The 12657-nt window shown below is 60.1% G+C and carries 14 protein-coding genes; 4 read left to right on the top strand and 10 right to left on the bottom strand.

Features of this window, described 5'->3' with window-relative positions; all coding sequences use genetic code 11:
• Window positions 1–3: 3 nt before the first annotated feature.
• A complete protein-coding gene (gene dksA / locus ACO079_RS00835) occupies window positions 4–444 on the bottom strand; it encodes an RNA polymerase-binding protein DksA (RefSeq protein ID WP_421791079.1) in 441 nt (146 codons plus the stop codon).
• Between the two features lie 146 nt (window positions 445–590).
• Entirely contained in the window at window positions 591–1004 is a 414-nt protein-coding gene (locus ACO079_RS00830; protein WP_421791078.1) for a flagellar assembly protein FliX, read from the bottom strand.
• A gap of 245 nt (window positions 1005–1249) precedes the next feature.
• Between ACO079_RS00830 and ACO079_RS00825 the strand changes: the two genes are divergently transcribed.
• From ACO079_RS00825 to ACO079_RS00815, 3 genes are read left to right on the top strand one after another with little or no spacing between them, the layout of a single operon-like run.
• On the top strand, window positions 1250–2365 hold the full coding sequence (locus ACO079_RS00825; RefSeq protein WP_421791076.1) for a flagellar basal body P-ring protein FlgI: 1116 nt from the start codon (window positions 1250–1252) through the stop codon (window positions 2363–2365).
• Window positions 2366–2698 (top strand): rod-binding protein, encoded by a 333-nt coding sequence (locus ACO079_RS00820; RefSeq protein ID WP_421791075.1) that lies wholly within the window; start codon window positions 2366–2368, stop codon window positions 2696–2698.
• Window positions 2695–3138, top strand: coding sequence for a flagellar basal-body protein FlbY (locus ACO079_RS00815; protein ID WP_421791073.1), 444 nt, complete (start codon window positions 2695–2697; stop codon window positions 3136–3138). Before ACO079_RS00820 ends, ACO079_RS00815 begins: the two co-directional genes overlap by 4 nt.
• Here the strand turns inward: ACO079_RS00815 and ACO079_RS00810 are convergent.
• Together ACO079_RS00810 and ACO079_RS00805 are read right to left on the bottom strand one after the other, a co-directional pair.
• Window positions 3135–5894, bottom strand: coding sequence for a hypothetical protein (locus ACO079_RS00810; protein WP_421791072.1), 2760 nt, complete (start codon window positions 5892–5894; stop codon window positions 3135–3137). The two genes, ACO079_RS00815 and ACO079_RS00810, sit on opposite strands and share 4 nt — an antisense overlap.
• 83 nt (window positions 5895–5977) lie before the next feature.
• Window positions 5978–6757, bottom strand: a complete 780-nt coding sequence (locus tag ACO079_RS00805; protein ID WP_421791070.1) for a glycosyltransferase family protein — start codon at window positions 6755–6757, stop codon at window positions 5978–5980.
• Between the two features lie 106 nt (window positions 6758–6863).
• Between ACO079_RS00805 and pseB the strand changes: the two genes are divergently transcribed.
• Window positions 6864–7949, top strand: a complete 1086-nt coding sequence (gene pseB, locus ACO079_RS00800) for a UDP-N-acetylglucosamine 4,6-dehydratase (inverting) (protein ID WP_421791069.1) — start codon at window positions 6864–6866, stop codon at window positions 7947–7949.
• Here the strand turns inward: pseB and ACO079_RS00795 are convergent.
• Genes ACO079_RS00795 through pseI form a run of 6 tightly spaced genes read right to left on the bottom strand, consistent with a single transcriptional unit; the run spans window position 7946 to window position 12624 of the window.
• A complete protein-coding gene (locus ACO079_RS00795) occupies window positions 7946–8569 on the bottom strand; it encodes a pseudaminic acid biosynthesis-associated methylase (RefSeq protein WP_421791068.1) in 624 nt (207 codons plus the stop codon). The genes pseB and ACO079_RS00795 overlap by 4 nt on opposite strands.
• On the bottom strand, window positions 8566–9261 hold the full coding sequence (locus tag ACO079_RS00790) for a cytidylyltransferase domain-containing protein (RefSeq protein ID WP_421791067.1): 696 nt from the start codon (window positions 9259–9261) through the stop codon (window positions 8566–8568). Before ACO079_RS00790 ends, ACO079_RS00795 begins: the two co-directional genes overlap by 4 nt.
• Window positions 9258–9980 (bottom strand): WbqC family protein, encoded by a 723-nt coding sequence (locus ACO079_RS00785; protein WP_421791065.1) that lies wholly within the window; start codon window positions 9978–9980, stop codon window positions 9258–9260. The genes ACO079_RS00790 and ACO079_RS00785 overlap by 4 nt, the downstream gene beginning before the upstream one ends.
• Window positions 9977–10840, bottom strand: a complete 864-nt coding sequence (locus tag ACO079_RS00780) for a hypothetical protein (protein ID WP_421791063.1) — start codon at window positions 10838–10840, stop codon at window positions 9977–9979. The genes ACO079_RS00785 and ACO079_RS00780 overlap by 4 nt, the downstream gene beginning before the upstream one ends.
• A gap of 19 nt (window positions 10841–10859) precedes the next feature.
• Window positions 10860–11558: an acetyltransferase gene (locus ACO079_RS00775; RefSeq protein WP_421791062.1), complete on the bottom strand. Its 699-nt coding sequence runs from the start codon at window positions 11556–11558 to the stop codon at window positions 10860–10862.
• The gene (pseI, locus tag ACO079_RS00770; RefSeq protein WP_421791060.1) at window positions 11545–12624 is read right to left on the bottom strand and encodes a pseudaminic acid synthase; all 1080 of its coding nucleotides are present in this window, start codon (window positions 12622–12624) and stop codon (window positions 11545–11547) included. The genes ACO079_RS00775 and pseI overlap by 14 nt, the downstream gene beginning before the upstream one ends.
• Window positions 12625–12657 lie beyond the last annotated feature (33 nt).

Genomic DNA, 12657 nt, shown 5'->3' with positions numbered 1-12657 from the left:
CCCCTAATCGTCCCGATGCACCCGCTCGGAGCGTTCATGGCGTTCCTGGGCTTCCAGGGAGAGCGTAGCGACGGGGCGGGCATCCAGGCGTTTCAGGCTGATCGGTTCACCCGTCTCTTCGCAATAGCCGAACGTGCCGTCTTCAATGCGGCGCAGGGCCTGTTCGATTTTGGAAATCAGCTTGCGTTGTCTGTCCCGCGTGCGCAGTTCCAGAGACCGGTCGGTCTCGGTGGAGGCGCGGTCGGCCACATCCGGCATCGAGCCGACATCTTCCTGCAGCGTGTCCAGCGTGGATTTGCTTTCGCGGAGGATCTCGTCTTTCCAGGCCTGCAGCTTGCGGCGGAAATATTCGGTCTGCCGCTCATTCATGAACGGCTCCTTGGTGGTGGGCTTATAGCCCTCCGGCAGCTCGATAGAAGAAGATGAAGCGTCTTTCTTCGCCATCACGCAAACTCCGTAAATAGAACCGCCCCTCTCACAGGCGGGCCCGAAATGGCGCAATCTGCCCTTGAAGTCAACGCGGGGATGCGGTGACGGGGGAGGGAATTCTGTGGGCAAAAAACCCAGCAGGCCGTGGGGTTTTTGGCGCTCTAGCGCTCCAGCTTGGCCAGCTCGACCGCGGCCCGCGTCTCCACCTCGTCCAGCATTGCTTCAAGGCGATTATCATGGGTGGCTTCACGGCGGGTCTGCAGCATGTCCATCAGCGCGACCAGCTTGGCCCGCGGAATACCGCCTTCCAGAAGCGCCAGTTTCAGATCATCCAGCACATCCAACAGGGAAAAGGCGCGCTCGGTCGCTTGTTTCTTCGCCCCAGCGAAATCACCTGTGCCTTGCAGGGCGAGAATCGCATCGACCGAGGTCAGCGCAGACGCGCCGCTGGTGGCGGCAACAGAGGCATTGCTGCTGGCCTGTGCGGCGTCGACGGAAAAGCCCTCACCCCCCGCCTTGCCGGCGCGGCGTTTGGAAGAAACGGAAGAGGCGGAACCCGGTCCCGAAACTTTCATGATTGGTGCTTTCCCCGCTTGGAAACTTGATGGGGCCAAACGTCAGGGAGTTTGGCTTAACACGTGTTTAACGCACGGATTCCACACGGCAATTTCTGCCTACAGTATGCGATTTCGGCGGGTTTTGCCGGGTTTGGAGAGCTTTTATTTCTCACTTTTCCTATTAATTTCAATGGTTTGATCTAGGCGCCATTTGGCACGGCTTTCGCAACTCCGCATGTAACAACAAAGGGAATACCCCGATCATGCGCCGCGCCACTTATATTTTTGCCTTCCTGACTTTTGTGCTGGGCCTCGCCGTGCTGGCCACGCCGGCCCATGCCAATTCGCGCATCAAGGACATCACCGATGTTGAAGGCGTCCGCGAGAACCAGCTGGTCGGCTATGGCCTGGTCGTGGGCCTCGATGGCACCGGCGACAGCCTGCGTAACGCCGCTTTCACCCGCCAATCCCTCTCCGCCATGCTGGAACGGTTTGATGTGAACACGCGCGATGCCACGCTGAACACGCGCAACACAGCTGCCGTCATCGTCACCGCGCATCTGCGCCCCTTCTCCACTCAAGGCACCCGCGTTGACATCACTGTCTCCGCCATTGGCGATGCCTCCTCGCTGCAGGGCGGCACGCTGATCGCCACGCCGCTGATCGGTGCGGATGGTCAGGTTTATGCGGTCGGTCAGGGACAGGTTGCTGTGGGTGGGTTTGCCGCTGAAGGCGACGGCGCGTCTGTCACCCGCGGCGTGCCGACCGCTGGCCGTATTGCGTCTGGCGGTCTGGTGGAGCGCGAGCTGCACTTTGACCTCGCCAACCGCTCCGCCATCCGTCTCGCCTTGCGCAATCCGGACTTCACCACCGCCCGCCGTACAGCCGAAGCCATCAATAATTATCTCGGCGCGGATGCTGCCCGCGCTGCCGACCCCGCCACGGTCGTTCTCACCCGCCCCGGCTTTTATGAAGGCGACATGGTCGCGCTTCTCGCCGAGGTGGAATTGCTTCGCGTTGAGCCAGACATGCCTGCCCGCGTTATCATTGATGAAGCCACCGGCACCATTGTGATGGGCGAAAATGTGCGCGTGTCCACCGTCGCGATTGCGCAGGGCAATCTGACTATCTCTGTTACCGAAAGCCCGATCGCCAGCCAGCCCGCGCCCTTCTCTGATGGCGAAACGGTGGTCCTGCCGCGTACCAATGTGTCGGTGGAAGAAGACATGGCCCAGCTGGGCGTTCTGGATGATGGCGTGTCACTGTCAGACCTCGTTGATGGCCTCAATGCGCTGGGCGTTTCCCCGCGTGACATGATCGCCATCCTGCAAGCGATTGCAGCCTCTGGCGCGCTGCAGGCCGAGATCGAGGTTCTCTAAATGGACACCCTTCTCGCCCCCGATGCCTTATTGAACCAGGCGCTGCAAGGTGCGTCTTCGGGGCGAGAGCCTCAGCTTCGTCAGGTCCAGAGCGAGGAAGAAGCCCGGCAGGTCGCCGAGGAATTTGAAGCCTTCTTCCTCTCGCAGATGGTCGAGGCCATGTTCAAGGGCGTGGGCGAGAATAACCCCTTCAATGGCGGGCCAGGCGAAAGCGCCTTTCAGGGCCTGCTGCATGAAGAATATGCGCGCATCATGGCCGGCGCCGGCGGCATTGGCCTGTCGGAAAATCTAACCCAGGAAATCCTGCGCTATCAGGAGGCTGAAGAGGCATGAGCTTACTCGCCGCGAACAATCCCGCCGAGCGCGCCGAGGCGCTGATCCTTTTGACCACGCGCCTGACCGAGCTGATCGAAAAAGAAACCGCCCTGTTTGAATCGCGCAAGCCTTTAGAGGCCGAAGCCTTTCAGGATGAAAAATCCAAGCTGGCGACGATCTATCGCCGCGAGATTGCCGCGGTGAAACAGGAACCGGATCGTCTGGAAGCGGCCCCGGTGGCGCTGAAAGATCAGCTGAAACAGGCCACCGCACACTTCACCACTGCGCTGGAAGCCAATGGCCGCGCTGTGGATGCCCTGCGTGTCCTGACCGAAGGCGTGGTCCGCGCTGTCGCCGATGAAGCCGCACGCCTGAATGACCAGACTGCGGGCTATGGCCCGGGCTCTGCCAAGGCGGCGGGCTCTGCCCCTGCGATAGCAGTGAATCAAAGGGCTTAGAAAAACGCAGTCGCGCCTGCGCCGGCCCCCGCCTGCAACCGTGCCAAACCAGCCGAATAATTCGAGATCTGCGAGGTGAGATAGGCGGGCACGGTGCCACCGCGACGGCCCGGGCCGTTCTCGCCATTAAAAAGATCCTTCAGCGCTTGCGGCGTGGTGAGATCGCGATAGGCGCGCTGAACCACATTCATGGCATCTTCCAGCGCCTTGGCGGCGACGGCGGCGCGGTCCCGGTTGGCCAGAGACAATTCGGTCGGCAATTCCAGCGCGAAGACTTCCGGAGCCGCAGAGGTGGAATCTTCATCCCGGTTTAAAAGGCTTTCCTTGCCCGTGACGGACCCGGCTTTCAGGCCAATGCCTTGCAACGCGTCCTGACCTTCGGAGCCTGCGAACAATTCAATTGTGACATTCGGATTGGGCGTGATGCGCAGGACATCGCCATTGCTGGTGCGGCGTACATGGGAAGCGCCATCGAGCACCAGGGCAGAATTGATCTTGAAGGTCAGCGCGCGCAGCGTGTCATCGGCATCTATGGTGATTTTCTTGCGCCGGCCGCCATCAATGGAAAGGTAGAAATGATCGCCCTCGCGCACCGATGTGCGATCCGTCACCACGCGCGTATCGGCATAGGCCAGCGTGCCAGACGGCATTCCGAGCGCATCGAGAACACTGTCGCCATTGGGATCGACCGCCAGCCCTGTGGCTTGGGAAACACCCCCTCGCCCGGAGATTTGCGTGGAGAAATTCACCGTGCCTGTTGTGGTATCGATGGCGGAGACAAAGGCGTTTCGGGTGCCGTTCTGGGTGGTGCCGGAGAGCTCGCCTGTTGTTTTGCCGGAGATGTAGACCGTACCGGATGAGACCTGCACAGAGGCAGCGCTGTCATCGGCATCAGACCCCACAAATTGCGTCCATTGCGTGGTCGGGGTCGCGCCATCGGTCAGCTTCACCACCACCGCATCGCGTCCCCCGGATTGCGCGGTCAACGGTGCAGAGGGTGCAAAGCCGGACCCCGCCGAGCCCGCGAAATAGATGTCATTGCCATCAACCGTCAGACCGCCAATCGCGCCATTTTCCAGATCGCCGAGATCCACTTCCCAAAGGGCGGCAGACGCCCCATCGGCGGCGTCATATTTGCGCAGAATCGCCCGGCCATCCTCATTGCTGGCGACCAGCAATCCGCCGTCAGAAGCGATGGCGGTGGCCTGAGCGCGTTCATCCCCGGTAGAGCCGATGCGCCGCGTGTAGGACAGCGTGCCATCACTGGCAAAGCTGCGGATATAGCCATCGCTGGCCCCGCCGGCATGGGCTTCGCCACCAAAGCCGGAGGCCGCTTGCCCGGCGACATAGATAGACCCGTCAGCGGCGACCGAGACCGAGGCCGCGCTGTCATCTGCCGTACCGCCAAAGCGTTGCAACCATTGCTCCACGCCGGCGGTGTTGAACTTGGCAACAAAGCTGTCCGTACCGCCGACATTGGTGGTCTCGCCCAGCGCGCCCTGCACGGTTCCAGCGACGACAATATCGCCATTGGGATCAACCGTGATCGCCGCGCCGGAGGCTTCGCTGGCCGCGCCCAACGTGCGTGTCCAGACGACTTTGCCGGTGGAATCCAGCTTTTGCAGGACCAGATCGCTCTCGCCTTTGACGACCCGGCCATCGACATCGGCGCTGGTCTCGCCCAGCACGTAAAGCGCGCCATCTGCACCCAGGGCGGAGGCTTTCAGAGTCAGCGCGTTCGCTTCCGTTGAGGTGGATTCCTCACCATCCTTATCGACCGTCGTCAGCTCGGTTGCACTCGCTTCCAAGCGGCGGGAAAATTCTGTGGTGGGCGTGCCGGAGGCGAGGTCCGTCAGCTTGATCACTTGCCCGCCTGCGGTCTCATTGAGGCCGGAAGTGCCAGTGAGATAAACCGCCGGATTGGCGCTGGCGGCTGAGAATGTGATGACTTCCGTGGACGCTCCGGAAATCTTAAAGCCGAAATCATTGCCGGGAACGATGCCGTTATCGTCTTCCTCGCCGATCTTCACCCGCTCGAAGGTGGAGATCATGCCCGCGGCTTCCATCTGCGTATTGATGTGGGCCGCGATGTTATCGAGATTGCGCACCATCGCGCCCATATCGGCGAGGTTGATATTGACGTCTGTTGTCACGCCCGATTTGCGCACCGAGATGGTGAATTGAACGTCGCCGGTCAGGCTGGCGACTTCCGCATCGAAATCACCGGAATGGATGATGCCGGTGGTGTATTCCGAAAGCCCGCGCGAGATCGCCACTTCGGCCTCGGCCTTGGATAATTCCTCGCCCTTCAGGACGTTCACGCCTTCCAGATCGAGGCTTTGAAAAAAGCTGTCGAGCTGTGTGACACCTTCAGTGAAACGCCGGTCGAGGAAATCCCTGCGGCTGTCGATCGTGGTCTTGTCGGCGGCCTCATTGGCCAGCGCATACATGCGGCGTAGCCCCTGATGCATGGCGAAGAGCGATTTGATGTCGGTGGAGGCGTCTGTGTCGGAAAACTCGCTCAGCGCGTTATCAAAGAAACGCCCATTGCCCAGCACTTTGCGGCTGACTTCATCGAGACCAGTTATCTCACCGCGCACATCCCAGGGCGGCAACACATCATCGCCCTGCCGGGCGGCGGCATTGGTGGCGGCAGACACGTTCGATTGCGGCGTCGCCAGGCTGGCCAGCCGTGTTGCCGTGCGGGCCTGATACCAGCCCGTCAAAGCAGAAAAATCGAACGGCGTGATGTTCACGCGGGCACACTCCGAAAAACCTGCCCGGATTGTCCGCTCAAGTCATTGGGATTTGGTTTATTTTATTGGTGAATGCGGGGTGGTTAAGCCGCTACATGAAGCGGGATGGGCGGGGTCGAAAATTCCGGCTCGCCGAGTGCGTCTTCCAGGCGCGCTAGTTTTGAATTCAGCCCGGTAATATCCGGGCGGCGCAGGCACAAAGCAGCGAGCTCTGCGGCGTTCATGGTCGCGGCTTTCTCCCCCATTTCGGCGAAGATGGCCGAGCAGAATTCCAGATCTTCTGGTTCTTCCAGCGCCCAGCGCAAATGCTCCATGCCATTGCCCGGCCCGGTGAGGGCCACGCGGCGCATTTTTGGATGCGTGCGAATCCATCCGGTGACGCTTTCGCGGTCAAAGGGCCTGGTCGCATTGCGGTCCGCCTCATGCAGGATGGCCGCCGGGAACACCTCGCATTGCAGCCCGTCGGGAAACTTCATCGGCATGTTATTGCATGCAAAATCGGCATGTGTGTCCTGCAGGAGGTGCACAACGCGGGTGCAGATTTGCGGGTCGATAAAGGGATGATGACCGCTGATGCGGATGATGGTTTCGGCCTGGGAATCATGTGCGGCACGGGCCATGCGGCCCAGCACATCGTCTTCCCGACCCCGCGTGACCATGAAGCCGGCGTCGGTGGCTTCTTCAGCAATCTCGTCATCGGCGTGCGTCCCAGCGACCGCCGCAATGACCAGGTCCACACCTTCAATCTCGTGGCAGCGGTCCATGCAGCGCAACAGAGCACTGCGGCCGCCCAGGGATTCCAGTAATTTCAACGGGATGCGGGAGGATGCGGCGCGAGCCTGCACGATGACTGCGAGCGTCATGGCGATCCCCCTTTTGTCACTGGATTTGATGATCCTGTTTTCCGCCTAACGAGCCGTTAACCGGCGCACCGCAAGCCTTGAAAACAAACGATTCGACAGGATGAAAATGGCCACGCTCGCCTCGCTTCCAGCCGCCGACATTGAACAACTCTTTTCCGGGCGTGATTTCGCCAAGCCGCGCATTAATCTGGACGGCCAGACGATCCTGATCACGGGCGGCACGGGCTCCTTCGGCAAACGGTTCTTGAAAACCGTTCTGGCTGAATACAAGCCCCGCAAGCTGATCATCTTTTCGCGTGATGAGCTGAAACAATATGAAATGGCTCAGGAATTCTCACCAGCGGAGCATCCTTGCCTGCGTTATTTCATCGGCGATGTGCGCGATGAAACCCGCCTGGATATGGCCATGCGCGATGTAGACATCGTCGTGCATGCCGCCGCGCTGAAGCATGTGCCAATTGCCGAATACAACCCGTTTGAGTGCATCAAGACGAATGTGATAGGCGCGGAAAACGTGGTGCGCGCCGCCATCAAGCGCGATGTGAAACGCGTTGTCGCCCTCTCGACCGACAAGGCCGCCAGCCCGATCAATCTTTATGGCGCGTCCAAGCTGGCCTCGGATAAAATCTTTACAGCGGCCCAACATATGGGCGGGCGCAATGGCCCGATTTTCAGCGTGGTGCGCTATGGCAATGTCATCGGCTCTCGTGGCTCGGTCGTGCCCTTCTTCCGCAAGCTGATCGAGGATGGGGCCACCGAACTGCCCATCACCGATGCGCGCATGACGCGGTTCTGGATTACGCTGGATCAGGGCGTGAATTTCGTGCTTTCCAGCCTGGAAATGGCCAAGGGCGGCGAAGTCTTCGTGCCGAAAATCCCGTCCATGTCGATCACCGAGCTGGCCCGCGCCATGGCCCCGGATCTGCCGCATAAGTCCATTGGCATCCGTCCCGGCGAAAAGCTTCACGAGGTGATGGTGCCCGCCGATGATGCCCGCCAGACGGTGGAGCTGGAGGATCGCTACGCCATCCTGCCAGCCATGGATGCCGAGTTGCGGGTGCGGTATCGCGCTGACGGCGCACGCGATGTGCCGGAAGAGTTCGCCTATGCCTCGGACAGCAATCCGGAAATCATGGATGCCAGGGCGTTGCAGGGGCTGGTCGAGGAACGTCTGAAGGCGCTGCGGGCCTAGCGCTTCTCCAGCAAAAACCACGTGCCATCATCGGACCAGGAAATCGGGTCGCGATGATAAAAGAAGCCATAATCCTTCAGCTCCAGCTGACCCTTGAAGCGGTCGAGCATTTCACCGGCCCAGTCGCGCTTAAACAGTCGGCCTTCATGGCCGCGATAATTCACCTCGACCGGGGTGGGATTGTAATACTCAAACAAAAGGATGTGGCGGTTGGAGGCGTTGAACAGCACGTCATAGACCTGCGGCAGGACCTCCGGATTGAGGTGGATCAGCACGCCGCAAATCATGGTCAGATCGTAGGTGCGCGCCGGTTCGTATTCGAGCACTGAGGCTGCTTCGACCTTCGCTATGCCAAGCGCATTGGCGGCCTTTGCGGACTCCGCATTGATTTCGATGGCGTCCAGTTCGGTGGCCGGTGAGACGTTCTTCAAAGCGACCAGATTCAGCCCGATATTACAGCCAACCTCGAACGCTGACCCGACCGGTGCCGCCTTGCGCAGCATGCGCGCCATGCAGGCGGTGCGCGCAGCCACCAGCTCAGGTTTCAGGGCGCAGCGCTCGCGATACTCATCGCCAAATTGCCCGGCCCAGAAGGCTTCCTGTTCGGTTTTGTAACTCATGGATTTTTCCCTGCGGCATAGAGGCGTTCGGCAAACGCCCAATCGTCTTCGGTGTCGATATCGATGGCCTTCATCCGGTCCAGAATAAAGGGCCGGAAATGTAAGGGGGCGCTGCCATCTTCCTCGGCCATCAGGCTGGGCGCAGCAAACACCCCGATCGCGCCGGCATCCTGAAAAGCGGGCGTCAGATCCTGCGTGCGTGCACCGAATTTCGCTTCATCCGCGGTGCGTAATAAGCCGTCCTGCTTGATGAAGAGTTTCTCGATGGGTGTGCCAATCTCGGCAACGCCCAAGACCGGATGGGTGCGGTGCGTTTCAAACAATTCCACCGCGCCTGCGATGTCGTCCGGTTCGAGGAAAAAGGCTGTGGCGTATAGCAATACCGCTGTCTCGAAATGCTGACCGCGTTGATCATATTCGCGCAGCGTCCAGCCTATCACCGAGCGGATGGGCGTGAAATCATCCGCGATCACCGGATCGCGCAGAAATTCCGGCACATATCCGGCAGCGCCCGCCACAGCGGCAATGTCGGGTTCTTCGGTTGAGACATGGATGACATCGAACAGGCCGGAAGCTTCGGCCGCTTTCAGCACATGCGTCAAAGCGGGCTGTCCGGCGAAGGGGTGGATATTCTTGCGCGGAATGCGCTTCGACCCCCCACGCGCCGGGATGATGGCGATGCGGCGGCTCATGTTTTGATCCCGGAGCGGAGGATTTGTCTCGCCTCCGGCCCCTCATTTACCAGCAGATCCAGCGCGGACATGTAAGGTTCGAATGCACCGTGAAGTTGGGCGTATTCGGGATGGGTGTAGTCGAAATAGTCGAGCGAGATGCCAGCACTCTCGAAGGCATCGCTCTCCTCGAGATAGGCTTTCGACCCCGGTGGTGAGAGATAGTCCGTGACGCCATTCGCCTGGCACAATTCTACAAGCCGGTCGGCCTTTACGGAAGAGACCGGCGTTTGCGAAGCACGAACCGTTGGCGTTGAAATGCCAAACTCGCCCGCCATCCAGTTGACGACCGCCATGTTCAATTCGCCGATGCGGGAGCTTTGGCTCGCGATGATCTCCTGCAGCTTTGGCAGATAACGATCTGCGAACGGGGCCTTGGCGAAATTCATCTCGATGGTGCGCCACATGGCATCCGGGAATTTGGTGCCCGGCTGGATCTCGGCTTCGGCAATCGTCTGATCGCGCCGCCCCTTGGTCAGCACGGGCACGGTCAGCCAGATCACGCCATTAGGCGTCTTGATGCGGTTACGCTGTTGCCAGGAGCGTTTGTCGAACTGGACGTCATCCAGAAAGACAAAGAGATCGACCGCGTCCATCAGCGCAAAATATCCGCACCAGGGCAGGAAGGTCGGCTGCATAATGGCCGCGCGTTTGGGGGTGGTTTCAGGCGCGGGCATCATTCCTCGATTGCGGCCAGCACGCCGCCCTTCCCGTAATCATTGCCGTTATAGAAGACGATCTGCCGGCCCTTATGGCTCAGGACGATGGCGTATTCCGCCATCTCGCTGTCCTCACCGTCTCCCGGTTGCAGAGCTGGTGGCTCCTCGCGGGTCCAGTTCAGGCCATCGCTCGAGATCGCCTGTTGCAAGCGATACGCTTCCCCCTTGGAGGCAAACCACATGCGCCAGACCTCACCGTCCTGCCAGACAAAGGGCCGGGCCAGCGCATTCTCACCGTGTTCAAAATCAATCGCGATGCGGCCGTCGCGCTGCCAGTTCAGCCCATCGTCCGAGGTTGCAATCTGGATGTTGTAGCGCGGCAGATCGGCATGCACCCATTCCACCCCGGCGACATAATACATGCGCCAGCCGGTCTCGGCTTTCACCACCCAGGGCGCGGTGTTGATGAAGGGGTTGGCGGGACAGCGCTCGATGATCGGTGCTTCGGACCAGCGCGTGAAACCCGCCTCGCCTTTTTTGCGGATGGCCAGCCCGCCGAACAGATCCATGCGCGTCGTGCCGCCGGGTTTGAAACCGATATAATAAAGCCGCGTTACGCCGCCGGTGTGGATCACGCAGGAGGGCAGAACGCCATTATCATCAAACGTGCCGAGGCGGCCCGGCGTCAGCTCGGGTTCGACGGCGCGTTCAATCTCCACGTCGGGCTGTTCCAGATCAATCAGAGACCAGCCGATATGCGACTGGTTCTGGTCATTCCGCCCACCCCACCAGATACGCCAGAGCGAGCCTTCGACATGGTCCGGCGTGGGCAGCATGGCATGCGTGCGGCCCCACCAGGTTTCCGGTTCGGGCTGGATCACAAGGCCGAGTTTTCGCCACCTAGTCATCGAGGCCAAAATAATTGTTGCGGATTTTCCGACCCTTGGCGTCGTCCGGACCAAAGACGGTGGCCGGTGCGCCGAGCACGACAGAGCCCGCTTCGACATCCTTCGTCAGGCTGGCATCCATGGCGATGAAGGCCTCATCGCCGACTTTCAGAAAGTCGCGCAGTGTGGCGTTCACACCAAAGAAACAGCGTTCGCCGATCCGGCAATGGCCAGACACCACAATGTGCGAGGCAAAATAGGTGTGACTGCCGATATGAGTGCCATGGCCGATATGATTGCCCGACCACAGCATGACGTTATCGCCCAGCTTGACCGTTGGCTGGATGGTCTGATTTTCCAGGATGAAGCAATTCTCTCCCATCACCAGGTCAGGCCAGGTCGCTGATTTTGAACAGATATAATTGGCCAGCGAATAGCCGGCCGCCTTGGCCTGTTCGAACTTGGCCTGCCGCAAACGGTTCAGCTTCATGTAAGAGAGCGCGACATGCATGTCGTACTGGTCCGGTGAGAAGCGCGACACTGCTTCGGACCAGGGCACCATGGGCAGGCCGTTGAACGTGTCTTCCTCGACATAGTCATCATCAACGGTGAAGGCGACGACGTCGTATTCGCTATCTTGCATGAAATAGAAATGCGCCAGCTCGGCCATTTCCGCCGAGCCGAAAATCACCAGCTCCTTATTCGCACTCATCAATCGCCTCCCAGGTGACCGGCTCGTGCGCGGGAATATCTACCGACACTTTTGCGCCGAACAGGCGTTCAAAGTCTCGCGCAGCGATACCCTTGCGGGCGCGAATGGCTTTCACGTTCTCGGCGCTGATCTCTTCGCCCGCGGCGATGTCCCGCGTCGCATAGAAATGCCGGCGATAAATGGGCGACTTGGTCTCGGCTCCCTTCATGCCGAATTGCGGCCCGCCCAATGCGGTATGGGCGTCGCGAACCGTCTCGCACAGGCGGCGCAGTTCTTCAGGTTCAATCGCGAAGGAAGAATCCGGCCCGCCCTCGGACCGGTCCAGCACGAAGTGTTTTTCGATGATGGATGCGCCCAAAGATGTCGCCACGATCGGCGCGGTGATATCCAGCGTATGATCGGAAAAGCCGATGGGCACAGGGAAGCGCTCCCGCAAGGCCGTGATGTTGCGCATACGCGCGCTGTCGATGGGAGCGGGATAGGCGCTGACGCAATGTAGCAGGGCAAACTCGGTGATGCCTTCTCGTTCCAGGAAGGCCACCGTGACGTCAATTTCTTCCAGCGTGGCCGTGCCGGTGGAGAGGATGACCGGCTTGCCGGTTTGTACGGTACGGCGGATCAACGGCCAGTCGGTGAACTCGTTGGAGGCAATCTTGTAGGCCGGTGCCTCTAGTCCTTCGAGCAGATCCACCGCGTCATTATCGAAGGGTGAGGAAAACACCGTGATGCCCAGGGCCCGGCCATGATCAAAAAGCGCCGGAAACCAATCATAGGGTGTGGCGGCTTCCTGATAGAGCTGGTGCAAATTCCATCCGGCCCAGGTGCCGGTGGTGATCTGGAAGTCCGGCTTGACACTCGGCAGGGTTAGGCTGTCCGCAGTATAGGTCTGGAACTTCACCGCATCCGCACCGCAATCGGCGGCGACCTCGATCATTTTCAAGGCTTTTGACAAGTCCTTGTTATGATTGCCGGAAACTTCCGCGATGACATAGGGCGCATGGCCGTCGCCGATCTCGCGGCCGGCGATGGCAAAAGCTGCGCGAGGCGGGTTTTCGTGGCGCGTCATAAAGCACTTCCCAGTTTCGTAGGGAAGTCTCGC

It is taken from the genome of Hyphobacterium sp., from assembly GCF_965228115.1.
Taxonomy (GTDB): domain Bacteria; phylum Pseudomonadota; class Alphaproteobacteria; order Caulobacterales; family Maricaulaceae; genus Hyphobacterium.
Note: the sequence above shows the minus strand (reverse complement) of the source record. Positions and strands in the feature narration are given on the sequence as shown.